The 24,776-nt window shown below is 61.1% G+C and carries 23 protein-coding genes; 10 read left to right on the top strand and 13 right to left on the bottom strand.

All coding sequences use genetic code 11. The features are described 5' to 3' along the window. Window positions 1-131, bottom strand: a 131-nt coding sequence (locus ACEW8G_RS00190; RefSeq protein ID WP_373486438.1) for a transaldolase family protein, incomplete at its 3' end; no start/stop codon positions are given. 129 nt (window positions 132-260) lie between these two features. On the opposite strand from ACEW8G_RS00190, the gene ACEW8G_RS00185 reads away from it, so the two are divergent. Both ACEW8G_RS00185 and ACEW8G_RS00180 read left to right on the top strand, forming a co-directional pair. Further along, the gene (locus ACEW8G_RS00185) at window positions 261-2,429 is read left to right on the top strand and encodes a primosomal protein N' (RefSeq protein ID WP_373486435.1); all 2,169 of its coding nucleotides are present in this window, start codon (window positions 261-263) and stop codon (window positions 2,427-2,429) included. A gap of 71 nt (window positions 2,430-2,500) precedes the next feature. Beyond that, the gene (locus ACEW8G_RS00180; RefSeq protein WP_373486434.1) at window positions 2,501-4,057 is read left to right on the top strand and encodes a S1C family serine protease; all 1,557 of its coding nucleotides are present in this window, start codon (window positions 2,501-2,503) and stop codon (window positions 4,055-4,057) included. 6 nt (window positions 4,058-4,063) lie between these two features. Here the strand turns inward: ACEW8G_RS00180 and ACEW8G_RS00175 are convergent, their stop codons facing one another. The 3 genes from ACEW8G_RS00175 to ACEW8G_RS00165 form a co-directional block, all read right to left on the bottom strand. After that, on the bottom strand, window positions 4,064-5,101 hold the full coding sequence (locus ACEW8G_RS00175; RefSeq protein ID WP_373486433.1) for a bifunctional transcriptional activator/DNA repair enzyme AdaA: 1,038 nt from the start codon (window positions 5,099-5,101) through the stop codon (window positions 4,064-4,066). Then, entirely contained in the window at window positions 5,098-5,568 is a 471-nt protein-coding gene (locus tag ACEW8G_RS00170) for a DUF1203 domain-containing protein (protein ID WP_373486432.1), read from the bottom strand. The genes ACEW8G_RS00175 and ACEW8G_RS00170 overlap by 4 nt, the downstream gene beginning before the upstream one ends. A 91-nt stretch (window positions 5,569-5,659) precedes the next feature. After that, window positions 5,660-7,408 (bottom strand): methyl-accepting chemotaxis protein, encoded by a 1,749-nt coding sequence (locus ACEW8G_RS00165; RefSeq protein ID WP_373486431.1) that lies wholly within the window; start codon window positions 7,406-7,408, stop codon window positions 5,660-5,662. 272 nt (window positions 7,409-7,680) lie between these two features. Here ACEW8G_RS00165 and ACEW8G_RS00160 point away from each other — a divergent pair, with 272 nt between their 5' ends. From ACEW8G_RS00160 to ACEW8G_RS00140, 5 genes are all read left to right on the top strand, one after another. Beyond that, entirely contained in the window at window positions 7,681-8,235 is a 555-nt protein-coding gene (locus tag ACEW8G_RS00160; RefSeq protein ID WP_373486430.1) for a F0F1 ATP synthase subunit delta, read from the top strand. A gap of 7 nt (window positions 8,236-8,242) precedes the next feature. After that, complete coding sequence (atpA, locus tag ACEW8G_RS00155; protein ID WP_373486429.1) at window positions 8,243-9,772, top strand: F0F1 ATP synthase subunit alpha; 1,530 nt, start codon at window positions 8,243-8,245, stop codon at window positions 9,770-9,772. A 124-nt stretch (window positions 9,773-9,896) separates the two neighbouring features. Then, a complete protein-coding gene (locus tag ACEW8G_RS00150) occupies window positions 9,897-10,772 on the top strand; it encodes a F0F1 ATP synthase subunit gamma (protein WP_373486428.1) in 876 nt (291 codons plus the stop codon). A 28-nt stretch (window positions 10,773-10,800) separates the two neighbouring features. Beyond that, a complete protein-coding gene (gene atpD, locus ACEW8G_RS00145) occupies window positions 10,801-12,243 on the top strand; it encodes a F0F1 ATP synthase subunit beta (protein WP_373486427.1) in 1,443 nt (480 codons plus the stop codon). Window positions 12,244-12,380: 137 nt separating this feature from the next. Then, complete coding sequence (locus ACEW8G_RS00140) at window positions 12,381-12,638, top strand: ATP synthase F1 subunit epsilon (protein ID WP_373486437.1); 258 nt, start codon at window positions 12,381-12,383, stop codon at window positions 12,636-12,638. A gap of 12 nt (window positions 12,639-12,650) precedes the next feature. Here the strand turns inward: ACEW8G_RS00140 and ACEW8G_RS00135 are convergent, their stop codons facing one another. Next, window positions 12,651-13,103: a DUF6265 family protein gene (locus ACEW8G_RS00135; protein WP_373486426.1), complete on the bottom strand. Its 453-nt coding sequence runs from the start codon at window positions 13,101-13,103 to the stop codon at window positions 12,651-12,653. Window positions 13,104-13,118: 15 nt separating this feature from the next. Beyond that, window positions 13,119-14,036 (bottom strand): DMT family transporter, encoded by a 918-nt coding sequence (locus tag ACEW8G_RS00130; RefSeq protein ID WP_373486425.1) that lies wholly within the window; start codon window positions 14,034-14,036, stop codon window positions 13,119-13,121. 208 nt (window positions 14,037-14,244) lie between these two features. On the opposite strand from ACEW8G_RS00130, the gene ACEW8G_RS00125 reads away from it, so the two are divergent. After that, window positions 14,245-15,795 carry a CpaF family protein gene (locus ACEW8G_RS00125; protein WP_373486424.1) on the top strand — a complete coding sequence of 517 codons (1,551 nt, stop codon included), beginning with the start codon at window positions 14,245-14,247 and terminating at the stop codon, window positions 15,793-15,795. Between the two features lie 13 nt (window positions 15,796-15,808). Here ACEW8G_RS00125 and ACEW8G_RS00120 read toward each other — a convergent pair whose 3' ends face one another. After that, window positions 15,809-16,000: a hypothetical protein gene (locus ACEW8G_RS00120; RefSeq protein ID WP_373486423.1), complete on the bottom strand. Its 192-nt coding sequence runs from the start codon at window positions 15,998-16,000 to the stop codon at window positions 15,809-15,811. A gap of 132 nt (window positions 16,001-16,132) precedes the next feature. On the opposite strand from ACEW8G_RS00120, the gene ACEW8G_RS00115 reads away from it, so the two are divergent. Continuing rightward, on the top strand, window positions 16,133-17,674 hold the full coding sequence (locus ACEW8G_RS00115; RefSeq protein WP_373486422.1) for a flavin monoamine oxidase family protein: 1,542 nt from the start codon (window positions 16,133-16,135) through the stop codon (window positions 17,672-17,674). A gap of 6 nt (window positions 17,675-17,680) precedes the next feature. Here ACEW8G_RS00115 and ACEW8G_RS00110 read toward each other — a convergent pair whose 3' ends face one another. The 5 genes from ACEW8G_RS00110 to ACEW8G_RS00090 all read right to left on the bottom strand — a co-directional run bounded on the left by ACEW8G_RS00110 (window position 17,681) and on the right by ACEW8G_RS00090 (window position 22,089). Beyond that, window positions 17,681-18,454: an esterase/lipase family protein gene (locus ACEW8G_RS00110; RefSeq protein WP_373486421.1), complete on the bottom strand. Its 774-nt coding sequence runs from the start codon at window positions 18,452-18,454 to the stop codon at window positions 17,681-17,683. Window positions 18,455-18,548: 94 nt separating this feature from the next. Then, window positions 18,549-19,322, bottom strand: coding sequence for an enoyl-CoA hydratase (locus tag ACEW8G_RS00105; protein ID WP_373486420.1), 774 nt, complete (start codon window positions 19,320-19,322; stop codon window positions 18,549-18,551). 17 nt (window positions 19,323-19,339) lie between these two features. After that, the gene (locus ACEW8G_RS00100; RefSeq protein WP_373486419.1) at window positions 19,340-20,386 is read right to left on the bottom strand and encodes an enoyl-CoA hydratase/isomerase family protein; all 1,047 of its coding nucleotides are present in this window, start codon (window positions 20,384-20,386) and stop codon (window positions 19,340-19,342) included. Window positions 20,387-20,399: 13 nt separating this feature from the next. Beyond that, window positions 20,400-21,545 carry an acyl-CoA dehydrogenase family protein gene (locus ACEW8G_RS00095; RefSeq protein WP_373486418.1) on the bottom strand — a complete coding sequence of 382 codons (1,146 nt, stop codon included), beginning with the start codon at window positions 21,543-21,545 and terminating at the stop codon, window positions 20,400-20,402. A gap of 76 nt (window positions 21,546-21,621) precedes the next feature. Next, the gene (locus ACEW8G_RS00090) at window positions 21,622-22,089 is read right to left on the bottom strand and encodes a hypothetical protein (RefSeq protein WP_373486417.1); all 468 of its coding nucleotides are present in this window, start codon (window positions 22,087-22,089) and stop codon (window positions 21,622-21,624) included. A gap of 136 nt (window positions 22,090-22,225) precedes the next feature. On the opposite strand from ACEW8G_RS00090, the gene ACEW8G_RS00085 reads away from it, so the two are divergent. Beyond that, the gene (locus ACEW8G_RS00085) at window positions 22,226-23,155 is read left to right on the top strand and encodes a DMT family transporter (protein WP_373486416.1); all 930 of its coding nucleotides are present in this window, start codon (window positions 22,226-22,228) and stop codon (window positions 23,153-23,155) included. On the opposite strand, the gene ACEW8G_RS00080 is transcribed toward ACEW8G_RS00085, so the two are convergent. Next, complete coding sequence (locus tag ACEW8G_RS00080) at window positions 23,143-24,705, bottom strand: long-chain-fatty-acid--CoA ligase (protein ID WP_373486415.1); 1,563 nt, start codon at window positions 24,703-24,705, stop codon at window positions 23,143-23,145. The two genes, ACEW8G_RS00085 and ACEW8G_RS00080, sit on opposite strands and share 13 nt — an antisense overlap. Window positions 24,706-24,776: the final 71 nt, after the last annotated feature.

Below are 24,776 nucleotides of genomic sequence, written 5' to 3'. Positions count from 1 at the left end.
CGTGTCACCTCGATAAAATCACGACCCGATTTGGCGATCAGCGACGGGTTGGTGGTTACCCCGTCAAGCAGGCCGGTGGCGGCCAGATCGGCGATGTCTGCAGTGTCGGCGGTGTCGGCGAAGAATTTCATGCGCGTTGGCCCTTTTGTCAGCTGCCTGCAGGTCAAAGCGCCGCAGGTGAGTCGATCCGGGCTATAGCGCGCATGGGCGGCACCGTTAACCAGATATACGCCGGGGCGTCTGTGTCCTAAGGTGGGCGGGTGAAGCCCCGTGTCCGTGTCCTCCTGTTCAACAGCGCGATTGGTCCGCTCGATTACAGCGTGCCCGATGGCATGGCGCTTCCAGCTGGCGCCGTGGTGTCGGTGCCGTTGGGGCCGCGCCGGATCGACGGGATTGTCTGGGATGGCGACAGCGATGCCGGCGATGTTGTCGATTCAGCCAAGCTGCGCCCGGTGCTCGCGGTCCACGATGTGCCGCCCATTGCGCAACCGCTGCGCAGGCTGATCGCCTGGACCGCAGATTATTATCTCGCCCACCCCGCAGCCGTCGCGCGGATGACCTTGCCAACAGGATCGGTGCTGGGCAGCGGGCGCAGCCTCACCGAATATCGATTATCGGGACCGCCACCTGCCCGCCTCACCCCGCAGCGCGCGATGGTTTACGACACATTGGGCGACGCGCAGGCGAGCGTGCGCGAACTGGCGGCGCTCGCGGGCGTCTCGGAGGGCGTGATTCGCTCACTGGTGCAGGCGGGGCATATGCAAGCGGTCGAGGTGACGATGGACCGCCCCTATCCAAGGCCTGACCCGGACTATCTGGCACCTCAGCTCAACCCAGAACAGCGCGCGGCGGCAGACCGGCTGATTGGTTCGGTCAAGTCCGAAGAGGCAACGCCATTCCTACTTGATGGCGTCACCGGGTCGGGCAAGACCGAGGTGTATTTCGAAGCGATGGCCGAGGCGCTCCGGCAGGACAGGCAGATCTTGCTGCTGCTGCCCGAAATTGCGCTCACCCAGCCATTTCTGGCGCGGATTGAGGCACGGTTCGGCGCAACGCCAGTCGCGTGGCATTCTGGCCTGAAGCAGAGCGAGCGGCGGCGCGCATGGCACGCCATCGGAACCGGCGATGGGCGGATCATCGTCGGGGCGCGCTCGGCGCTGTTCCTGCCCTATGCTCAGCTTGGGCTGATCGTGGTCGATGAGGCGCATGAAACCAGCTTCAAGCAGGAGGATGGCGTGCGTTACAATGCGCGCGATGTCGCGGTGATGCGCGGCCAATTCGAGCAATGCCCTGTGGTGCTATCCAGTGCAACACCTGCGCTGGAAAGCCGGGTGATGGCCGATGCCGGGCGCTATGAGGCTTTGGTGCTCGAACACCGGTTTGGCGGCGCGACGCTGCCCGACATCGCGCTGATTGACCTGACGAAGCATCCCCCGGCACGCGGGCATTGGCTTGCGCCACCGCTGGTTGCAGCAATGCAAGCGCGACTGCAGCGCGGCGAGCAGTCGCTGCTGTTCCTCAACCGTCGCGGCTATGCGCCGCTTACCCTGTGTCGCAACTGCGGGCACCGGTTCAAGTGCCCCAATTGCACCGCATGGATGGTTGATCATCGGCTGTCGGGGCGCCTCGCCTGTCACCATTGTGGCCATGGCGACCCCCGGCCTGCTGCCTGTCCGCAATGCGGCGAGGCCGACAGTCTTGTCGCCTGCGGCCCCGGTGTGGAGCGTATTGCTGATGAGGTCGCGGCGCTGTTTCCCGCGGCGCGCACCGCCATTGTTACCTCTGACACGATCTGGTCACCGCAAAAAGCCGCTGAGTTTGTGGCATCGGTCGAGAACAGGTTGATCGACGTGATCATCGGCACACAGCTGGTGACCAAGGGCTATCATTTTCCAGAACTGACACTGGTCGGTGTGGTTGATGCTGATATCGGGCTTGAGGGCGGCGACCTGCGCGCAGGCGAACGCACGTTCCAACAGATCGCCCAGGTTGCTGGCCGCGCCGGACGCGCCGCCAAGCCTGGCCAGGTATTCCTGCAGACGCACCACCCTGACGCGCCGGTGATCGACGCGCTGGTGCGCGGCGACCGTGAGGCGTTTTACGCAGCTGAAACCCAGGCGCGGCGCGATGCCGGAGTGCCGCCGTTCGGGCGACTGGCCGCAATCATCATCTCGTCAGAAGACCAGAACGAGGCGCGAGACACCGCGCGGCAGATCAGGGCCAGCGCGCCCGAACTTGACGGCTTTCAGGTCTACGGCCCAGCCCCTGCCCCGCTATCGTTGTTGCGCGGACGCTATCGTTTCCGCCTGCTGGTCCACGCGAGGCGGACGGTGGAAATGCAACGCATCATCCGGCAGTGGCTTGGGCCTGAGCGGCTGCCACCGGGTGCACGGCTTGCTGTCGATGTTGATCCCTACAGTTTCGTCTGATCAACGCCTTTGCGCGGCGATGTGGCTTTGCCGCTAGACGCGTCGGGCAGACCAGCTAAGAACATCAGCCCATGAACCCCATACGCATCTTCGCTGCCCTGTTCGCCGTTCTGGTCGCGACGCTGGCCGTGCCGCTCGCAGCAGACCCCAATGATATCCAGGCGACCAGCCGATCCGTCGTGCGCGTCGTACTGATTGCCAGCGATGGCGACGAAACATTTTATGTCGGTCACGGCAGCGGCTTTGCAGTGGCCCCGAACAAGATTGTCACCAACGCTCACCTGCTGGCGCCGTTGACTGACGATGCATCGATCCGCATCGGCATCATCCCGTCAGAGGGAACGACCACCTATGGCGGCACGCTCAAGACCATCTCTGTCAAAAATGATCTCGCGCTGATCGAAGTGCAGGGCGGGCGCTTGCCGAGCGTTGCCTTGCTCGCCAATCCACTGGCCGATGGCGCGTCGGTGATGGCGATTGGTTACCCAGCCAACGTTGACCGCGCCCAAGGGCTGGATGCACGCGAAACGGTCAATCCGATGGCACCGGTCAAGACCCCCGGTGTGACGTCGAGCGGGCGCACAACCCGCGAATTCGACACGATCCTGCACACTGCCGCGCTCGCCAAGGGCAACAGCGGCGGGCCGCTGGTTGATCTGTGCGGGCGCGTGGTCGGGGTCAACAGTTTTGGATCGCTGTCAGACGGCAATGATGCCGAATATGGCTTTGCGATATCGAATCGCGAGTTGCTGCCTTTCCTGCGCAATGCCAAGGTCGCCTATCGCTTGTCAGATACTGACTGCCGGTCGGCAGCAGACCTGTCAGCGGAAGAACGCGCGCGCAGCCAGGCGGCATTGGCCGAATCGCGCGAGCGCGAACTGTCCGTGTCCATGGCTAAATCAGCAGCGGCGCAAGATGCGCTACGCGAAGCCGAATATACCATCATCGGCCGGCGTGAAAATCATCTGGCGGTCGCTGCGCTCGCCATGATTCTGGCCGCGCTTGGCGGCGCTGCGGCTTACATGTTGCATGAGCGCGGTGAAGCGAACCGCATGAAAATTGCCGCTGGCGTTGCCGCCGGGCTGGCATTGTTTGGCGTTCTGGCCTTTGCCACTCGCCCCGGCTTCGATCAGGCAGAGGATATTGCGGTTGCCGCGATGACCGCGCTGGACAAGCGCGAGACCGCTCAAGCTTCCACGCCGGGCAGCGCCGATGGCCGCTATCAGTGCACAATTGTGCCCGAGCGCAGCCGCATCACCGGCACCCGGCCCGGGCCCCTCGACCTTGTTTGGTCTGCCGCTGGCTGTGTTAACGCGCGCACCCAATATGGCCGCGATGTGAAAGGATGGACGCGCGTGTTTGTTCGTAACGAGGACCAGACCGTGCTGATCAACCGCTTCGATCCACAAACCAGCCAGTTCAGAACTGACACGTTCCTGTTGGGGCTGGACAACATGCAGGCCGCCCGCAAAATCCGCAACCGCTATACCAACAACAGCTGCACCACCAACCCAGAGGCACTCACCGATCTGGAGGACATGCAAAAGGCATTGCGTCAGGCGCTACCCGCCGAACCCAACGAGGTGTTCGTCTATGATTGCAAGCGTCGGGCTCCGGCAGCACAATAGCGACCTTTAAGCCTTGCGTTCCTTGTCGAGCAGCGCAGACTTGATGTCCAGACCATAAGCATAGCCGCCCAGCGTGCCATCGGTGCGCATCGCGCGGTGGCATGGGATCAGCACGGCAACCTGGTTGGCGCCGCAGGCAGAGCCGACCGCGCGCACCGCTTTTGGTCTGCCGATGCTCGCGGCGATCTGGGCATAGCTGCGGGTTTCTCCGGGTGGAATAGCGCTCAAGGCCTTCCACACCAGCTCCTGAAAGGCCGTGCCGCGCACATCAATCGGCACCTGAGCTGCGGTCGCTGGGGCTTCTACTCCGGCCAAGGCGCGGTTGAACATATCGCTGGTCCCGGCTGTCGCAGCGTGCAGTGTCGCGTTGGGAAAACGCTTTGCAAGGTCCGCTGCTGTCTCGTTGAATGATAGGCGGCAGACCCCCTTGGCAGTCACGGCGACCAACAGATCGCCTAATGAACAGGGCATCACCGCCCAGTGGATGGTCATACCCTCGCCGCCACGCCGCCATACCGATGGCTCCATGCCCGTCCTTCCTTTCATCGCCGCGTAAAACCGCGACGGACCTGAATATCCTGCGTCATAGACAGCATCGGTGACGCGGTCAGCCGCGCTCAACGCCGTATGCGCGCGTTCGCTGCGCAAGGCACGAGCATAAGCGGCGGGTGACAGCCCCGTGTTCCGGGTAAACAGGCGCTGGAAATGCGCAGGCGAATAGCCGCTTTGTGTCGCCAATGCGGCCAGCGCCAGCGGTTCGTCGCTGCCCCGAATAGCTGCAATCGCATCGAGCACCGCCCGTTCATCGCGCGCAACATCATCGGGCAAACATCGCCTGCACGCCCGAAGCCCGGCGGCGCGCGCTGCTGCACCGTCCACAAAAAACCGCACGTTGGCACGCGCCGGATGCCGCGCCGGGCATGACGGGCGGCAATAGATGCCTGTGCTCAATACGCCGGTGACGAAACGTCCGTCAAAATGCCGATCGCGCGCGAGCACAGCCTGCCAAGCCGCATCATCGTCGAGACTGGTTTGCAACGTCATGCCCTGTCGATTCGCGCGGCAAAGCACCCGTGCGCCGCGTTGTGCGCATGGATATAGGCAATTTCCGGATTGGCAAACAGCGCGCGAATGCCGGCATCAACGCCACCCGGCATTGCGAGCCGGACATCACGCAACATGGCATCGGCATCAAATGCCCTCAGCGCGATTGCGCGACCGTCCAGAACTGGCGGAACCGCATCAAAATAACGTGCCGCCTGCGCTGCATCCTCGCGCACAAGGATCGCATAGGCGCTGCGATACGGCGTGCCGACTCGGTGACTGACGTGGTGCAGCAAAATCAGTGCTTCACCAGGCTCGGCATCCTGCAGGCTGATTCGGCAAGGAAATCCGGGCTTGCGATCAGCAACAACGCGCCGTGCACCACGTGCCGCCAGCGATGCGTCATCCAACGCAAATAAAGCCACAAAGTCTGTCCGCGGCAAGCCGCGAATGGCGTATGTCATCATGACATCTCCCGTTTGTTGGTGATGTCAGCGACCCTAAGCAATGTGACTGTGTTCGGCGTCCCGGATCATGCGGTCAAAGCATCGACCAGTGTCAGGCGGATTGTACCGCCCGCGCCAGCTGCTGCATCTGTTCGCGCAGCTCAAGCGACTGACTGGCGATCGTCTCGGCCGCCAGCCCGAGCTGATCAGCGGTTGCGGTGGCGTGCGACGACTTTTCCTTCAGCTCGGTCATATGCTGCACGACTTCCTGGCTGCTGGCCAAAACCTCACGGATTGATCCAAGGATATCGCTGCTGGCCCTGTGTTGTTCGGTCACCGCTTCATCGATCCGATCGGAGTTTTGGCGAATTTCGTCAACCTGGCCATCGACCGCAACAATCGAGGCGGACACCTCAAGCGTCATGCTGGCAATCGCGCCAAGACGGCTTTCCACCGATGCAGCGGCAGTTTGGGTCTGGCTGGCGAGGTTCTTGACCTCTTGCGCCACCACCGCAAAGCCGCGTCCGGCATCACCCGCTCGCGCCGCTTCAATGGTGGCGTTCAGCGCCAGCAGGTTGGTCTGTTTGGCAATGTGGGTGATCAACGCGAGAATGCCCGAAATTTCATCAGCAACGGTCTGCAGGTTCTGGGCAGTTTCGCGGCTGGTCCGGCTCGCCAAATGCGCCTCGTGAACATTACGGGCGCTGCCCGCCACCAACGCGCGGACTTCGCCGCCGGTGGCCATCAAATGGCGTCCCGATGCGTCGATCGTCTGCATCGAATCAGCGGTCTGGTTGGCATGGGTCGCGACAAAAAGGCTATAATCCTGGGCTTGTGCCGCGCTGTGCTTCATCATCTGGGCACTGTCGCGCATGCCTTGCGCCGCGCGTGCGAGATCATTGGACAACACAGAAAGCCGCGCCTCATTGTCGGCAAACAATGCGTCGAGATCGCGTGCGCGCCGGTCGCGTTCCTCCTGACGGTCGAGTTGTTCACGCTGCAGCTGGAATTTTGTTGCCTGCCGCTCCTTTTCAGCAGCCAGCGCGCGGTCGGCCTTGGCGTGCGAACGGTGGATTGCGCGCGCAATCGCGCCGATCTCGTCGCGCCGACGCAGCCCCAGCACCTGGGGCGCAACTTTGTCGCGATTCTCGGGCATCGCATAGTCGGCCAGACTGACGAGCGGCACCAGAAAGCTGCGATTCGTGTAGCGCACGCACCAGTTCACGAACAGGCCGGCGGCAAGCATCATCACCCCAGCCAGCACAAAGACTGACAGATAAACGTAGCGTAGCCTCGCCAGTTGGACACCTGCGCGCGCGCGCATGGCATCGATGATATTCTGGCTGGTGATCAGCATCGGATCGAACCCGTGATTCAATTCGTTTGAGACAAAATAATCGATGTCGTCGAGCTGACCGCTGCGCAGGATCTTGCGCAACTTCTCGATCGCCTCGTCCGCCTTTTGGCGGTTGCGCGTAAGTTCTGCCATCTCGGGCGCAAAATCCTCGGCAAAGGCACTGGTCTCAAGCTTTACCCAGTTTGTTTCGATGCCACGTTCAAGCGCATTGATCGCACTCAGGGCGCTGGCGACCGGCATGACCTCGGCGCGCACTTTGCTTGAGACCGACAGGGCATCTCGATAGTCATCGATGATCGCCTGCATGCGGATGGTCGGCTGGATGCGGTTGGCAATCAGCTGGCTGGTCGTGTATTGCGTGACAACCACCACGCTGATTGATGCAACTGCCAGAAATGCCAGAAATCCGAGCATCACCGCAAGGCCAAGCCTGACCTTGGCCTGGACGCTCATGGCAGCGAGATAATTGATCCATTCTTTGCGACGAAAGCTGAGCTGGGGCATTGTGCGTGGCGATTCCATTTTTGCGAAGCGAAACATCGGTCGAAGCGCAAGCATCTGGTGACATGCGCGGCCAAATATTTGGTAAACAAACCCTTCATCAAACTGTCGCAATCCTTGCGTTTCGCAGGGTTTGGATGCTGCGACGATGAAGTTTCGCCTCGTCTTGCAATGCAACATGATGAGTGCTAACCGCCGCGCCGTCAGGTCGATCTTCTTGCAAGGCAGGCCGTTTCACCTGAACCAAAAGCAACACGGCAAGGGAAAGCATTCGCGTGGACATTTCCGGCGGGATACAGGCCAGTCTGGCAGGGCGTTACGCCTCAGCATTGTTTGCGCTGGCCCGCGACGAAAAGCATCTGGCCGAAGTTGAGGCCAGCGTCGCCACGCTGCGCGCTGCGCTGACCGACTCAGAAGATTTTGCGTTGCTTGTGAACAGCTTTACAGTTGGCCGCAGCGATGCCGAAAAAGCTGTCGCCGCAGTGAGCAACGTTTTGAAGCTCGATCCGCTCACCGCCAATCTGGTCGGCGTGCTCGCGCAGAACCGCCGCCTGAACCAGCTGTCGCCGGTGCTGACCGCATTCGATGCGATGGTGGCCGCGCATCGCGGGGAAGTCAGCGCAGAGGTCACCTCGGCGTTCCCGCTGTCCGGGCCCCAGATCGATGAAATCCGCAAGCAGTTGAAGGATCGCGCCGGTCGCACCATCAAAATCACCGCCAAGGTCGATCCGTCCATATTGGGCGGCCTGATCGTCCGCATGGGCAGCCAGATGATCGATTCCAGCATCAAGACCCGTCTCAACACGCTCAGCCAAGCGATGAAAGGCTAATATTCTCATGGACATTCGTGCCGCAGAAATCTCCAAGGTTATCAAGGATCAAATCGCCAACTTTGGCACCGAAGCGCAAGTTTCCGAAGTAGGCAGCGTGCTCAGCGTCGGCGATGGCATCGCCCGCATTCATGGGCTGGACAAGGTTCAGGCCGGTGAGATGGTCGAATTCTCCAACGGCGTGAAGGGCATGGCGCTCAACCTTGAAGCTGACAATGTCGGCGTCGTGATCTTCGGTGCAGATACCGAGATCAAGGAAGGCGATGTCGTCAAGCGCACCGGCACCATCGTTGACGTTCCCGTCGGCAAGGGCCTGCTTGGCCGCGTCGTTGATGGCCTTGGCAATCCGATTGACGGCAAGGGTCCGATCGTTGCTGAAAAGCGCATGCGTGTTGAAACCAAGGCTCCGGGCATCATTCCGCGCACATCGGTGCATGAACCCGTTCAGACCGGCCTCAAAGCAATTGACGCGCTTGTGCCCGTCGGCCGTGGCCAGCGCGAACTGATCATCGGTGACCGTCAGACTGGCAAGACCGCTGTCGCCATCGACACCTTCATCAACCAGAAGCAGGCCAATGCCGGCGATGATGAAGGCAAGAAGCTGTATTGCATCTATGTCGCCATCGGCCAGAAGCGCTCGACCGTTGCGCAGATCGTGCGCCAGCTCGAAGAATCGGGCGCGATGGAATACACCATCGTCGTTGCCGCAACCGCCTCGGAGCCCGCACCGCTTCAGTTCCTTGCGCCTTACACCGGCTGCACCATGGGCGAGTACTTCCGCGACAATGGCATGCATGCGCTGATCGTTTATGATGATCTGTCGAAGCAGGCCGTCGCATATCGCCAGATGTCGCTGCTGCTGCGTCGTCCTCCGGGTCGTGAAGCCTATCCCGGGGACGTGTTCTATCTGCACTCACGTCTGCTTGAACGCGCCGCCAAGATGAATTCCGACAATGGTTCGGGCTCGCTGACCGCGCTGCCGATCATCGAAACCCAGGCAGGCGATGTGTCGGCCTATATCCCGACCAACGTGATCTCGATTACCGACGGCCAGATCTTCCTTGAAACCAATCTTTTTTACCAGGGCATTCGCCCGGCGATCAACGTGGGTCTGTCGGTGTCGCGCGTGGGGTCTGCAGCGCAGACCAAGGCGATGAAGAAGGTCTCGGGCTCGATCAAGCTCGAGCTTGCTCAGTATCGCGAAATGGCGGCATTTGCGCAATTCGGGTCTGACCTTGATGCATCGACGCAGAAGCTGCTCAATCGGGGCGCGCGCCTGACCGAGCTGCTCAAGCAGGCACAATACAGCCCAATGCCGTTCGAAGAGCAAACCGCTTCGATCTTCGCTGGCACCAACGGCTATCTCGACAGCGTCCCGGTGAACCGGGTGAATGAATATGAAGCCGCGATGCTCAGCTTTCTGCGCACCGATCACGCATCTGTGCTCGCCACGATCCGCGATTCCAAGGATCTGGGCGATGAAGCCAAGGCCAGCCTGAAGTCTGCGCTGGACAGTTTCGCGAAGACGTTTGCTTGATATGCATTGCCCTCTCTCCTGCAGGGGAGAGGGATGGGAGAGGAGCAGTCACGCCAAGCGTTGATCTGCATTCCCCTCTCCCCGACCCTCTCCCCTCAAGGGGGGAGGGAGTGGAAGGACAAGAATGGCCAGTCTGAAAGAACTCAAGGGTCGGATCGCCTCGGTCAAATCGACCCAGAAGATCACCAAGGCCAAGCAGATGGTCGCCTCGGCCAAGCTGCGCAAGGCGCAGGCGGCGGCTGAGGCTGCGCGTCCCTATGCGCTGCGGCTGGAACGGGTGATGGCCTCGCTTGGATCGAAGATCACGATCAGCGATTCGTCACCCAAGCTGCTGGCTGGGACCGGCAAAGACCAGACGCACCTGATCATCATCGCGACATCCGATCGCGGCCTGTGCGGAGCGTTCAACGCCAACATCGTCAAGGCTGCGCGGATCAAGGTGCGCGAGCTGGAAGCGGCGGGCAAGACCGTGCTGTTCTATCTGGTTGGGCGCAAAGGCCGCGCAGTTATCGTCCGCGAATTCGGCAAGCAGATCGTGCGCTATTACGACACGACCGCGCTCAAGAATCAGGGATTTGCCGAAGCGCAGGCCATCGCTGCCGACGTCATCAAAATGTTTGAGGACGGCCAGTTCGATGTCGCGCACCTGTTCTATTCCAAGTTCCGCTCAGCATTGGTGCAGGAACCGATTGGGCGCCAGATTATCCCGGTGGCAATTCCCGAGGGTGGTGCTGCGGTCACCGATGCTGCGGTGGAATATGAGCCCGATGAGGAAGACATCCTCGCCGAACTTCTGCCGCGTAACGTCACTACCCAAGTGTTCGGCGCATTGCTCGAAAACGCCGCGTCAGAACAGGGCGCGTCGATGACCGCCATGGACAACGCGACGCGCAACGCAGGCGATCTGATCAACAACCTGACGATTCTCTATAATCGCAGCCGCCAGGCCGCGATCACCACCGAACTCGTCGAAATCATCTCCGGCGCCGAAGCGCTGTAAAGTCCTTTCACAAGCAGGAAACTGACCCATGGCATCCACCAACAATATCGGCAAGATCAGCCAGGTTATCGGCGCGGTCGTAGACGTGACCTTTGACGGCGAAATCCCCGCCATCCTGAACGCGCTGGAAACCGACAACAACGGCAACCGGCTGGTGCTTGAAGTCGCGCAGCATCTGGGAGAAAACACCGTACGCTGCATCGCGATGGATGGCACGGATGGTCTGGTGCGCGGGCAAAACGTATCTGACAGCGGCGGGCAGATCCGCATGCCGGTCGGCCCCGAGACGCTGGGCCGTATCATGAACGTCGTCGGTGAGCCGATCGACGAGCGCGGCCCGATTGGTGCCAAGCAGACCCAGCCTATTCATGCGCAGGCACCTGCCTTCATCGAGCAATCAACCGAATCCGAAATCCTCGTCACCGGCATCAAGGTGATCGATCTGCTCGCGCCTTATGCAAAGGGCGGCAAGATCGGCCTGTTCGGCGGCGCCGGCGTCGGCAAGACCGTGCTGATCCAGGAACTGATCAACAACATCGCCAAGGGCCATGGCGGCACCAGCGTGTTCGCAGGCGTGGGCGAGCGTACCCGCGAGGGCAACGACCTCTACCACGAATTCCTCGACGCAGGCGTGATCGCCAAGAACGAAGCGGGCGAGGCGATCAGCGAAGGTTCCAAGGTGGCTTTGGTCTACGGCCAGATGAATGAGCCCCCGGGCGCGCGCGCGCGCGTTGCCCTGTCGGGACTGACCATCGCGGAGTATTTCCGCGACCAGGAAGGCCAGGACGTGCTGTTCTTCGTCGACAACATCTTCCGCTTCACGCAGGCGGGCTCGGAAGTGTCGGCATTGTTGGGTCGTATCCCTTCGGCCGTGGGCTATCAGCCGACCCTGTCGACCGACATGGGCCAGTTGCAGGAACGTATCACCTCGACCAACAAGGGCTCGATCACCTCGGTGCAGGCCATCTATGTTCCCGCAGATGACTTGACCGACCCTGCCCCTGCCACATCGTTTGCCCACCTTGATGCGACGACTGTTCTTAACCGCGCGATCTCCGAACTCGGCATCTATCCGGCGGTTGACCCGCTCGATTCGACCAGCCGCGTGCTCGAACCACGCGTTGTCGGCGCAGAGCATTACGACACCGCGCGCGCCGTGCAGTCAACGCTGCAAAAGTACAAGTCACTGCAGGACATCATCGCGATTTTGGGCATGGATGAGCTTTCCGAAGAGGACAAGCTGACTGTGGCCCGCGCGCGCAAGATCCAGAAGTTCCTGTCGCAGCCGTTCCACGTCGCCGAAGTGTTCACCGGCATCTCGGGCAAGTTTGTTTCGCTCGAAGACACTGTCAAGAGCTTCAAGGCGGTGGTCGACGGCGAATATGATCACCTGCCCGAAGCGGCCTTCTACATGGTCGGCGGCATTGAAGAAGCCGTTGAAAAGGGCAAGAAGCTCGCTGAGGCAGCGTAAGCCTAACTCCTCTCCCCTTCAGGGGAGAGGTTGGGAGAGGGGGACACTCCTTTACCCGATGATATTGTTGGAGAGTATGGCACATCGCCCCTCTCCCCGGCCCTCTCCCCTGAAGGAGAGAGGGGGAAGGAATGAAAATGGCACTGCATTTTGAACTCGTCACGCCCGAACGGCTCGTCCGCTCAGAAGACGTCCATATGGTCGTCGTGCCCGGTGCCGAGGGCGAGTTTGGCGTGCTCGAAGGCCATGCCCCGTTGATGTCGACGGTGCGCGACGGCATGGTCGCGATCTACAAGAGCGCAGGCGCGATGCCCGAGACGATCGCCATCGAAGGCGGCTTTGCCGAGGTCAACGAACAGGGGCTGACAGTCCTCGCTGAACGCGTTTCAGGCTAACGTTTCTCCCGTTTACTTCGCCACCCGCTTGTAACGCCACGCCTGCGGCTTGCTGCCGTCGAGCATCGATGCCTCGGCGTACAGCATCTCCCCTTCCATCCAGTAGCGGATGCGCTGCGGGTAATTGTGGTTGGGATTGACGAACACGATTTCGGCAGGACCTGCCTTAACCGCCCGGAAGCCCGCCGCCGGATTGCCAAATGGCTGACCCCAGAACATCAGATCGCCGTTTTCGTTGCGCGCGATACGCATGAACTCGAAGCTGCGCGCCTCCTCCCCGCGTCCGCCGCGTCCGGTGCCCAGCATCGTGTCGGCGCGACAATCGGTCCAGTTTTCCTCTGTCCAGCGCCCCTCGCCTTCCTCTGACTGCCATGAGCCACTCAGCCAGCACGGCAACGCAGGTTGCGCAGGTGCGGCCGCAGCCTGCGCCAGCAGCGCAAATATCCATCCGGTTACATTCATCATCGCCTCCGCAAACGCTTATGCCCTGCCCCGTGACCACAGGTAAAGGCCACTGGCTATGATTAGCGCCGTGCCCGCCATCGCAATTTGGTCAGGATAATCCTGATAGAATATCACGCCAATCGCGATCGCGACCAAGATTTGCACATAGACCATCGGTGCCACGGTTGCCGCTGAGCTGCGGTCCGTTGCAATATAGATCAGCATGTGCGCCACGCTGGCCGTGATTGCGACCGTTGCGCAGACCATGATCGTGTGGTCGTCTGGCCAGCCGACCTGTAATGGTTCAAACCCGCTAAAATGGCCAATGGCGGTCGCAGCGATCAAAATTGGGGCGGCGATCGCGGCAATCAGAAACTGCATGAGCAAAACGCTGCCCGATCCGGACGCCTGACGGTTCGCCATCATGAGCCAACTCATGCCGATGGCCGCGACCAACGGCATCAACGCAACCCAGCCCAAGTCTACAAAACTGGGGCGCAGCACGATGATCACGCCGACAAAGGCAAGCAGGCTGGCAAGCAATGCGCCGCGGCTGATCGGCTCGCGCAGAAACACCGCAGAGAGCAGCGCGGTCAACATCGGGCTGATGAACTGGATCGCGGTGGCACTGGCCAGCGGCATCAAGAATATGCTCGAGAAAAAGGCAATTGTTGCCAGCGCAACCGAAAACCCGCGCGCGAGCTGCACCCATGGCAGCGGCAGGCGGAAGCCCGCCCGGCCCTCTTTCAGGAACAGGATTGCGCCAAGCCCGAGGGCGCCAAAGGCATAGCGCAGCGCGGCAACGGCGCTACCCGGCCAGCTGCCGCCAAGCGACTTGATAAGGCCGTCTCCAACCGAAAGGCAGGCAAAACCGGCCAGTGCAAACAGCATGCCCGCAGCGACATCATGCTGCGCGGCACTGGCTGCGGTCGGCGATGATCGCTTGTTGCTCAATACGCCGTCCTGCTCGCTGATTGTTAATCTTTTGCTGGCTTAATCACCAATATTCACAGCAGTGCAAGCAGCATGATCGGCACACCATGCGCGCCCCATCTGGCAGGGGGCAGCCGTTAGGAGATTGTCAAAGTTTCCGGTCTATTCACCATGATCAACGTCGGCGGATCAATATGATCGGTCACAAAAATCCAGGACATCGGTCAAGATGAGCGCATTTGGCAGGAAAAACGGGATTGGGCAGCCGGGCAGCGGGATGCGGCCAAACTTTGGCGTCGCCCGCCCGATGAAAGGTGGTGCGGCTCCTGCGTCTGAATCGCGCAGCGGTGCCCCGTTTGACATGGGCGGCGAACAGTTTCCCGATCTTAATTCCGCTGAATTTCCTTCGCTCGATATGGTCGATGAAACTCCGGAAAGCGCGGCGCTTAACGAAGCGATGACGCGGCTGTCGGACCGTGCCAATGCCATTGCCGACCATGGCCCGCGCGCCGAAGGCTTCGAGGCATCGGTGCACAAGATCAAGGAGCAGGTGCTGCCGCGTCTGCTTGAGCGTGTCGACCCCGAAGCGGCGGCAACGCTGACCAAGGACGAGCTCGCCGAAGAATTCCGTCCGATCATCCTCGAAGTGCTGGCCGAGCTCAAGCTGACGCTGAACCGGCGTGAACAGTTCGCGCTTGAAAAAGTGCTGATCGATGAGCTGCTCGGCTTTGGCCCGCTCGAGGAACTTCTCGCCGACCCTGAGATCACCGACATCATGGTCAACGGACCCGAACAGACCTATATCGAAAAGAAGGGCAAGCTTACCATTGCCCCGATCCAGTTCCGTGATGAGGAGCATTTGCTGCAGATCGCCCAGCGCATCGTTAACCAGGTCGGCCGCCGCGTTGACCAGACCACACCGCTGGCAGATGCCCGTCTCAAGGACGGCAGCCGCGTCAACGTCATCATCCCCCCGCTCTCGCTGCGCGGCACGGCATTGTCTATTCGTAAGTTTTCCGAAAAGCCGATCACGCTGGACAATCTCAAGGATTGGAATGCGATGTCGGACAAAATGGCGACCGCGCTCAAAATTGCCGGAGCCTGCCGGTTCAACGTCGTCATTTCGGGCGGCACCGGTTCGGGCAAGACGACCATGCTCAATGCATTGTCGAAAATGATCGATCCGGGTGAGCGCGTGCTGACCATCGAGGATGCTGCCGAACTTCGCCTGCAACAGCCACACTGGTTGCCACTGGAAACGCGTCCGCCCAACCTGGAAGGCAAGGGTGCAATCAGCATCGGCGATCTGGTCAAGAACGCGCTGCGTATGCGCCCTGACCGCATCATCCTCGGCGAAATTCGTGGCAGCGAGTGCTTCGATCTGCTCGCAGCAATGAACACCGGCCATGATGGATCAATGTGCACGCTCCACGCCAACAGCCCGCGCGAGGCGCTTGGCCGTATGGAAAACATGATCCTGATGGGCGACATCAAGATCCCCAAAGAGGCGATCAGCCGTCAGATCGCCGAGTCGGTTGACCTCATCGTTCAGGTCAAGCGTCTGCGCGATGGGTCACGCCGCGTCACCAACATCACCGAGGTGATCGGCATGGAGGGCGACGTCATCGTGACGCAGGAGCTGTTCAAGTTCGAATATCTCGATGAAGGCGCCGACGGCAAGATCATCGGCGACTATCGCTCGACGGGCCTTCGCCCCTACACGCTGGAAAAAGCGCGGCAGTTCGGATTTGAACAGGCGTTTCTGGAAGCTTGCCTGTAACTAACGCAGGGCGTTACAGCCCTTTGAGCGCCAGCGCGGTAGCGAACACCGCAATCACGAGTGCGACGATCAGGATCGTCGGCCAGGGCATGAAGCCGACGCGGTCGAAATCCCGCCGCCGCATCCTGCGCGCATCGGCAACCGTCGCAGTCCCCGCCAGCGCGACCATTGCCAGCGCGATCTGTGCCCAGATACTGTTGAGCATAAAGCCAGCCTCCTGCGTGAGAGCCGCATGTGGTACCGCTCAACATGAAAATCCAGCCACAATCACGCGAAATCTTGACGCGCCCCGTCTTTAAACTAGCCTTGAACCTGTTCCAGGGGGAGGGCAAAAGCGATGCGCGGTTCAGGAACAGTCTGGCGGCTGATCGTCAAAGCGGCACAAACAGGCAGTGACGCCACCCATCAACGCTCGCCCGGTATCAACCGGCGCGAACTGCTTGCCGCGCTGGGCGCCGCAACCGCTCTGCCACTGGCTGAATACCCTGCAATGGCAAAATCTAGCCGCAAATCCCGCGTCGCAATCATCGGTGCCGGGCTCGCGGGGCTGGTTGCGCTCGACCGGCTGATCGCCGCCGGAGTCGATGCCACGATTTATGAGGCGCGCGGACGGGTTGGTGGGCGAGTGCTGACCTCAGCGGGCTTGCCCGAGGAGGCCCTGTATGTCGAGGACGGCGGACATCTGGTCAACTCGAACCACGCCGACATGCTGGCATTGGCCAAACGCTTCAACATCGGCCTGATCGACCGCAGCACGATGACCGCGCACGAGCGCTTTGTCGTCGACGGGATTAACGTGAGCGAGGCTGACTTGATCACGGAGTTCAAGCCCCTCGCCGCCCGGATCGCAATGGAGAGCGCGGCGATGGAAGCATCCTATGACCGTGTCGCCCCCGGCATCGACCAGATGTCGGTCAAGGACTGGCTCGATGCTGCCGGTGCCTCGACAGCGCCCCGAGCCCGCGCGCTGGTCGAGGCGACAATCCGCACCGAATATGGCTCTGAGCCGCAGGACGTCTCCGCGCTCGAACTGTTCTTCAATCTACCCGCGATCAGTGGCGACCGGGTCGCGCTAATTTCGGGCAGTGACGAGCGATACAGCATCGCGGGCGGATCTTCGGCGATCACCCGCGCGCTGGCCGAGCCACTCATGCCGCACATCAAGACAGGCCATGCTTTGCTTGGCATACGCAAACGCAGCGGGCAGCTGCAGCTCAGCCTCGCCAATGGGGAAACCGTGACCGCCGACCGGGTGATCGTCACAGTCCCCGCGCAGGTGATGCGGTCTATCGATTTTGGTAACACCCTGCCCAAAAGCTGGCAGGCCTTGGTCAGCGAACTTGGCTGCGGTCGCAATGAAAAGATCAATGCGGGCTATGCAAGCCGCCCGTGGGAGGCGGTGACTGGCGCAGGTGGTGCAGCCTGGGCAGTGCGCACCGATGCGCCGGGCACGTTCAGCGAATTTTGGGGCGCGAGCGCGGGGCAGGATGCGGTGTCAGCAGGCGTGCTGACATGGTTCTTTGGCGGGTCGCAAGTCGATGCCCTGCGGACCCGCGAACCCGAGGCGCTGTTGCGGATTTGCGAGCAGGAGATCGCACCGGCGGTGCCTGGCCTCGCCGCACGCAGCCTGCGCCGGACCGCTTGGGCCGCCGATCCTTATGCTCAGGGAGCATATTCGTGCTTCAAACCGGGTCAGCTCACCCGCTTTGCCCGCCATTTCTGGGTTGAAGACGATGACGGCAGCGTCACCCCGCCGAGCCCGTCGGGTGCGATCCTGTTTGCTGGCGAACATCTGTCAGACAGCCACACCGGCTATATGAACGGCGCGGCGCAAACGGGGCGATTGGCCGCTGACCGGATTATGGCGAGAGTACTTTGACGTCCGTCAGTCGGCGTTGATCGAACGGAACACCAGCCCGCGCCAGCCCGAACGGTCAAACGTCTGCCAGCCATCCTCAGCCTGCGCCAGCCGGTCAGCCAGAACATACATCACCATCGGGTTCACGCCGAGCCCGCAATGGCTGGCCAACACCTCGATATTGTCGGTTTGGGGTCCCTCGACCTGCACTGATCCACGCCACGCGACGATGCCATCTGTGCGACTAAAAATTGATGTTGTGGGCACCGGCGGCGCTTGCTCGAGATTGCGGAAGCGGCCCTGCTGCATCGGCGCGGGCTCCTTGCCGTTCAGGCGCTCGAACAGTTTGCGCGCGTTGGTATGGCCGCGCTCATTGGTGATCGGGCTGCCGAGCGAGATGACCTGACGCACCTTGTCTGGCGCAACCTTGGCCATTTCGCGGGCGAACACGCCGCCAAGGCTCCAGCCGACAAGCGACACCTTGCGCCCGGATGAGTCGTAAACTCGCGACAGCAAGTCGTTCATCGACCGCTCACGCGCGGCATTGACGCGCAGGTTCCGCCCCATGTCCCAACCGTGCACCGCATAGCCAAGCTTGCCCAGCAGGTCGCGCATCGGTTTGGTGGACCGATCACTTGCGAGAAAGCCGGGCAGCACAATCACCGGATGGCCATCGCCCTTGGGCAGCCGTGCCATCGCCCGTCGCAGTGCATAAAATGAGCCCAACTCAAACAATGCGCGGCCTTCGGTCAAAGTCCAGAAGAGGTGCGGAGGTCGCGCCGTATCAGCTGTTGCGTTCATATGCGTTAAGTTCCTGCCTTCAAACCGTCTCGCTCGATATAGGAGCAACTGGTCCGAAAACAAAATGATGGGAATTTGAGAAGCTGAGGGCGGCCTATTTACCCGTAAAGTTGCCGGGGCGTTTTTCAACAAACGCTGCCATGCCTTCGGTCTGGTCTTCGCTGCCGAACAGCCCGTGGAACAAGCGGCGCTCAAACACGATACCCTGCTGCAGCGTGGTCTCAAACGCGGCGTTGACCTGTTCCTTGACCGCCAATGTCGCCAATGGCGCCATTTCAGCGATTGTCGCCGCGATCTTGATCGCTTCATCGATCAGATCGGCGAGCGGTATGATGCGCGCGACCAGCCCGGCTTGCTCGGCCTCAGCGGCATCCATCATGCGCCCGGTCAGACACATGTCCATCGTCTTGGCCTTGCCGATGGCGCGCGCCATGCGTTGCGATCCGCCCATGCCGGGGGTCACCGCCAGCTTGATCTCTGGCTGGCCGAACTTGGCGTTGTCGGCGGCGATGATGAAATCGCACATCATTGCCAGTTCGCACCCGCCACCGAGCGCATAGCCTGCGACCGCCGCAATTACAGGTTTGCGCGTCGCAGTCACCCGGTCATAGCCGGCAAAATAATTGCTGCCGTACATGCTGGCAAAGCTCTGGCTGGACATTTCCTTGATGTCGGCACCGGCGGCAAACGCCTTTTCGCTGCCAGTAAGCACCGCGCAGCGCTGGCTGACGTCAGCATCGAACGCCTCGAGAGCAGCAATCAGATCAGTGAGCACCTGACTATTGAGCGCATTGAGCGCCTGCGGGCGATTCAGCGTGATCAAGGTCACGGCGTCGCACTGTTCGACGAGAATGGTTTCGTAGGTCATCTGCGGTCTTTCATCATTCAGGGGAGCGGGGTCCACCCCTGCCCGTCGGGCAGCGGCGCAAAGATCGTGTCGAGCAGTGCCTCGCTGACACCTTCAGGAATTGCTGGGTTCCATTGCGGCGCATTGTCCTTGTCGATGATCAGCGCGCGGACACCTTCGAGAAAATCATGCATCTGCACGACGCGCGCGCCGATGGCATATTCCTGACGCATTTCGCTGGCGAAATCAGGCATTAGTGCGCCTTCCTTCAGCTGACGCAGCGCAACTTTACAGGTCTGCGGCGATTTGGTGCCCAGCGTATCGCGTTCCTTGTCGGCCCAGTCCGACCCATCGGCCTCCAGCGCAGCGAGCACCTCTTCGTAAACATCGCTGGCGAACAGCCGGTTGATCTTGTCAAGATTGGCCATGATTCTCGGCTCGGGCGGGGTGACGGAAAGGTCACCCAATATGCCTGAGATCCTATCAGGATGTGCCGCGATCCGCTCCTTGGCTTCGTCAAGATTGTCGCTCGGCAGGTAATGCGTCGCGATGTTCAATGCGTGACACTCCGCGCCATCCAGCCGCGCGCCGGTGAGCGCCAGAAACTGCCCTACCCGCCCGGTAAGCCTCGGCAGATACCAGCCGCCGCCAACATCAGGGAACAGGCCGATGCCGGTCTCGGGCATCGCAAAGCGGGTGTTCTGGGTGACGACGCGGAATTTGGCTGGCTGTGAGATGCCAACCCCGCCCCCCATCGTGATTCCATCCATGAACGCGACCACAGGCTTTGGGTATGCGAACAGCAGATGGTTCAGCCGATATTCGACGAAGAAGAATTCGCGCGCCTCTGCGCCATCCTTGGCGCCGCTTTCGGCGAGCATGCGGATGTCGCCGCCTGCGCAAAAGCCGCGCCCCTCGCTGTGATCGATAATGACCGCCTCGATAGCATCGTCAAACCGCCAGTCGAGCAGCGCTTCAGTCATCGCGCGGCACATCGCAGTGTTCAGCGCATGGATCGCTCCGGGCCGGTTCAGGCTGATGATGCCAATACGCCCGTCGGTGCGCAGGATGATATCGTCGCTCATGCCCAAGCCCTTTTCACTGCCGCAACATTTCGCGCGCAACGATCATGCGCATCACCTGATTGGTGCCCTCAAGAATCGAATGCACCCGCAGGTCGCGCCAGAAGCGTTCAATTGGATAATCCTGCAAATAGCCATAGCCGCCAAACAGTTGCAGTGCATCATTGACAATCTTTGACCCGCTGTCGGTGGACAAGCGTTTGGCCATAGCCGCGAATTTTGTTTTGTCCGGCGCGTTGGCGCTGACCTTTGCGGCGGCGAGATATAGCAAGGCGCGCGCCGCCTCAAGATCGGTAGCCATATCGGCGAGCATGAACTGGGTGTTCTGGAAGTCGCTGATCCGCTTGCCGAATTGCTTGCGGTCATTGGTATAGGCAATCGCCTCGTCGATGCAGCGCTGCGCACCGCCCAGCGAGCATGCGCCAATGTTCAGCCGTCCGCCATCTAGCCCCATCATGGCAAAGCGGAAGCCGTCGCCTTCGGCCCCGACCCGGTTGGCGACGGGAATGCGGGCGTTATCGAAAATCACCTGAGCGGTCGGCTGGCTGTGCCAGCCCAGCTTTTTCTCGTTCGCACCAAAGCTGACCCCCGGCGTGTCCTTATCGACCACAAGGCAGGATATGCCTTTTGCGCCATCTTCGCCAGTGCGCACCATTGTCACATACACATCGTTCGCCCCTGCGCCCGAGATGAACTGCTTGGTCCCATTGACGATATAATGGTCGCCATCGAGCACCGCTTTGGTCTTCAGCGCCGCCGCATCGGAGCCTGACCCCGGCTCGGTGAGGCAATAGCTCGCGATCTTGTCCATCGTCACGAGGTCAGGCAGGTAACGCGCCTTCAGGTCGTCAGATCCGAACGTGTCGATCATCCAGGCAGCCATGTTGTGGATCGAGATGAACGCGCTGGTCGATGGGCATCCGTAAGCCATCGCCTCCATGATCAGCGCCGCCTCAAGCCGACCCAGGCCGATACCCCCGCTTTCTTCACTGACGTATATTGCCGCAAAGCCAAGCTCTGCGGCCTGTTTGATTGTCTCACACGGAAAGATGTGCTTCTCGTCCCATTCGGCGGCAAAAGGCGTGATCCGGTCAGCGGTAAACTTGCGCGCCATATCCTGAATGGCAAGCTGGTCGTCGGTAAGCTCAAATTGCGTGGTCATGCCCGTCCTGTAATGCTTTTTCTTGGTCTGAAGCGGTTATCCCAATCGCTCCGCTTTGGCCAGTGCGCGCGTTGGGCTATCGGCCACAGCGCCAGTAAATGGCAGCGGAATCGCCCTCGCCCCCGGTGCGCGTCAGCTTGGTATCGGCATCAATCAGCGTCAGCGTTTCCTTGCCTTGCCAGTTTGTGCCTTCGCCTTCGAAATCGAGATTCAATATAAGGGCATCGTTTCCTTTCATACTGACCTTTGTCACTGCGCCACGCGTTTCCCAAAATTCAAGCGCGGTCGGCTTTATGACGAGGTAATCTTTAGCCACCTCCTCCGCGCAACGATTATCGCTGAGCGACCACTGGCCCTGGAAGCGCGCGGGGATTGTCGACAAGTTTGGCGTCGTCTCAGGCACTTGCGCTACCATAGCGCCGCGTTCGACTGAGGGCGTGTCCGTCTGCTGGCTGCTGTCGGGATCGGTGCCGCCGCATCCTCCGAGCGTTACCAAAGCACCCAGCATTGCCACGCGCCAGAGACCCGGGGTGCAATAGCTCATCGTTTATCCCTTTCGATCATTTCCTCGCCTTATCATGCCAATGTGCAACGAATTGCAACGGTTGTGCTCGATGACGCCTTTCAGGCGCTACTTGCCGTTTGACGATGCGCTGCAGCATCGTCAAACGGGCGCAGTCATGCCCGCACCAATGCCCAATCCCGCGCACGCGCCTGCCATCAACAGCCCCTTGCGCGGGATCGCGGTGCGGCTGTTTTCAGCCTTTTGCCTCACTGCGATGTTCGCCTGCGTCAAGCTGGCGGCGGATCGCGGTGTCCATGTGCTGGAAAGCGTGTTTTTCAGACAGGCTGCCGGGGTCATTGTGCTCATCCCCATCGCGCTGCTCGGACCGGGGCTGAGTGCGCTCAAGACCAATCGGCCCTGGACCCACGCCACCCGCATGGTGCTGGGGTTGATCGCAATGTCGCTCAATTTTTTGTCGTTCGTGCTGCTGCCGATTGCCGAAGCGACGGCAATTGGCTTCATGGTGCCGATTGCGGCGACGCTCCTGTCTATCGTGCTTCTCAGCGAAGCGGTTGGCATTCATCGCTGGACAGCCATTGCAATGGGCTTTGCTGGCGTGCTCATCATCGTGCGACCCGGCGATGGCCATATCCCGCTCGCCGGGGCGCTTGTGGCGATGACCGGCGCGGTGATGACCGCCTGTGTGAGCATCATCATCCGTAAACTCGGCGCGACCGAAAGGCCGATTGCCACTGTATTCTGGTTCTCGCTGAGCTCGATGCTGCCATTGGGCATCGCGATGCTGTTCGTCGGCCAGGCGCATGATGCACAGGCGTGGACGCTCATCGGATTGCTCAGCCTGTTCGGTGCGGGCGCGCAGTTCGGCATCACCCAGTCGCTGCGCATGGCGCCGGTATCGGTGGTGATGCCGATGGATTATTCCAGCCTGATCTGGGCCGCGCTCATCGGCTGGGCGGTGTGGGACACCTGGCCGGTGCCCGCGACGTGGCTGGGCGCGCCGCTGATAATCGGGTCGGGGCTTTACATTGCGCTGCGTGAACACCGCCGGGGCAAGTCGCCCCCGCTCACCAATCAGCCAACCTGACGTTCACGCCCCTGCCAATAGGGGTCACGCAACGTTCGACGCAAAATCTTGCCGGTGGCGTTACGCGGCATCTCGGCGATAATGTCGATGGTTTTGGGGGCTTTGAACGGCGCGATCCGTTCGCGTGCCCAGGCGATGACCGATGCAGGATCGACCTCATGCCCCGGCTTGGGCACGACAACCGCCTTTACCGCCTCGCCCCATGTGTCATCGGGCACCCCGATCACCGCCACCTCGAGCACATCGGGATGGCCAAACACGGCGTTCTCGACCTCGGCCGGGTAGACGTTTTCACCGCCTGTGATGATCATGTCCTTTACCCGATCCTGGATGAAGACATAGCCGTCTGCATCCATATAGGCGGCATCGCCGGTGAGCAGCCAGCCGTCGGCATTGACCGTTTCGCGGGTCTTGTCGGGATTGCGCCAGTATTCGACCATGTTGAGCGGCGAACGCGTTGCGATCTCGCCGATGGTGCCGCGCGGAACCTCATTGCCCGCCGCATCGACGATCCGAACCTCGACCCCCGGCAATGGAAGCCCGGCAGAGCGCATCCGTTCATTGCCCGCAGGGTCGTGGTCCTCGGGTGGCAGCGCACAAAAGGTGCCAGTGGTTTCGGTCATGCCATACTGCTGGCAAAACTCAGCGCCCATCGTCTCCATACATTGTTTCAACAAGGCGAGCGGGATCGGAGCGGCACCATACATCACCAGCTTGAGCGGCGACCAGTCGGTGCTCGCGGCACGGGGATGATTGACCACCATCTGCAGCGCGGTGGGCACAAGGAACATGTGCGTGACGCCATCGGCAACGCTGTCCAGCACCGCATCGGGCGAGAATTCGGCGCGCACCACGGCGCGGCAGCCGTTGTAAAAAGCAATCGTGCCGACGCCGGATCCGGCTATGTGTGCCACCGGCATGATCACCAGCATCGCATCTTGCTGTTCGATTTTATACCAGTCGATATCCGACGCCTCGATCACCGGGCGCAGCGCGAACATGTTTCGGTTGCACAGCACCGCGCCTTTGGTGTGGCCGGTGGTGCCCGATGTGTAAAGCTGCAGCACACCGCGTCCATCGTCCGTTTCCGGCAGGTCACCGGCTGGTTGCCCGGCGATCCAGTCGTCGAACGGCTCTCCTGCAATCAACAGATGACGCATCGACTCCAGCCCCTCGCTCGCCTGCCCGCCAATGTCAGCAAACTGGGGTTCGCACACCAGCAGGGCTGCCCCCGTATCCTGCAAAATATAGCGCACCTCGGGCACAGCGAGTCGCCAGCCAACAGGCGCGAGGGTCAACCCTGCCCGGCTTGCCGCGATCAGCAGCACAAAATAAAGATTGGCGTTCTTGCCCAGCCAGGCGATCCGCTCACCAGTCTGCAACCCGGCCCCGGCAAGCGCGCGGGCGTAATCGTCGGCGAGTGCGTCTAGCTGCCGATAGCTGATCGTCTCGCTGCCATCGTCGAGGGCGATGCTGTCGGGTGTCCTGTGCGACCAATAGCGGATGGTCGACCCAAGATCGGTGCGCTCCAGACTTTCGCTCGCCAGCATGTCTCTCTCCATCAGTATGCAACGGACCTTTGCGGCCCTGCTGCGTGAAGATGAGACTATGACGAAGCGCG

This window comes from Blastomonas sp. (genome assembly GCF_041747255.1).
Taxonomy (GTDB): Bacteria; Pseudomonadota; Alphaproteobacteria; order Sphingomonadales; family Sphingomonadaceae; genus Blastomonas.
This window is presented reverse-complemented; position numbering and strand designations above follow the sequence as displayed.